We start from the raw sequence: 1,117 nt of genomic DNA on the forward strand, positions 1-1,117 counted from the left end.
GTCGGCCGCCAGCGCTTCAGGCCGGCGATGGTGGCGACGGTCAACACCGCCACGAAGGTCGCCGCCGGGTTGATGGTGCCGGCCGCCTCGCCGACCGCGATCAGCTTCGGCACCAGCGGTCCGGGCTCCTTGCCGGCAAGCTTCAGCCCGAACAGTTCGACGATCTGTCCGGAAAAGATGATGACGGCGATGCCGGCGGTGAAGCCGACCGTCACCGGATAGGGAATGAACTTGATGTAGGTGCCGAGACGGAGATAGCCGATGGCGAGCAGGAAGACCCCTGCCATCATCGTTGCCAGCAGCAGCCCGTCAATACCGACCCGGGCAACCGTCGCGGCCACCAGCACGATGAAGGCGCCGGCCGGGCCGCCGATCTGGAAGCGGCTGCCGCCGAGCGCCGAAATGATGAAGCCGCCGACGATCGAGGTGTAGAGGCCGCGCTCGGGCGTGACTCCCGAGGCGATCGCGATGGCCATCGACAAGGGCAGCGCGACAATGGCCACCGTCAGCCCGGCAATGGCGTCCGCCTTGGCGTCGGCGAAGGTGTAGCCCTCGCGCCAGACCGTCACGAGCTTTGGCGTGAACAATTCGGGAAATGTCGGCTTTGCCGACTGGTGGGCCGACCTTTGGGCCGATCTGGGGGCCGGTTCATGCCCTGCCCGCTGCGTCTGATCCATGGACTGCCTTTCGCACCCTGAAAGGCGGCGGGATCGTCGGCAGGGCTGTCGGCGGTCGCCGTCGCGACTTTATGCCGGCTCAGCCTTGGGATCCGGCGGCACGGCAGACTTGAGGCGCACGCCCCGGCCGCCGCGCTCGCTGGCCTGATTCTCGCCGATCAGCTCCACCCCGGCCTCGTCGAGGGCCTGGATGACCTTCATCAGCGTGTCGACCACGCCCCTGACCACGCCATCGCTCGCCTCCATGCGCTGGATAGTCGGAAGCGAAACGCCGGCGCGCTCGGCGAGCGTCTTCTGATCGATGCCGGCCAGCGCCCTTGCGGCGCGCATCTGCGCGGCAGTGATCATCGGCCGGAATCCCCGTCTGAGTCTGCAGGAGTAAGGTATAATATCATCATTCTGATGTTTCAAGCATTAGGATGAATGTTTGAGACGTAAGT

General features: G+C 65.8%; 2 protein-coding genes. Both read right to left on the reverse strand.

The features are described 5' to 3' along the window. A partial coding sequence (locus tag EN969_RS32325) for a SulP family inorganic anion transporter (RefSeq protein WP_245467610.1) occupies positions 1 to 677 on the reverse strand: 677 nt, incomplete at its 3' end. A 69-nt stretch (positions 678 to 746) separates the two neighbouring features. Further along, on the reverse strand, positions 747 to 1,025 hold the full coding sequence (locus EN969_RS32330; RefSeq protein ID WP_063169634.1) for a helix-turn-helix transcriptional regulator: 279 nt from the start codon (positions 1,023 to 1,025) through the stop codon (positions 747 to 749). Positions 1,026 to 1,117 lie beyond the last annotated feature (92 nt).

The sequence above is a fragment of the Mesorhizobium sp. M7A.F.Ca.CA.003.01.2.1 genome, assembly GCF_003998945.1.
Taxonomy (GTDB): Bacteria; Pseudomonadota; Alphaproteobacteria; order Rhizobiales; family Rhizobiaceae; genus Mesorhizobium; species Mesorhizobium ciceri.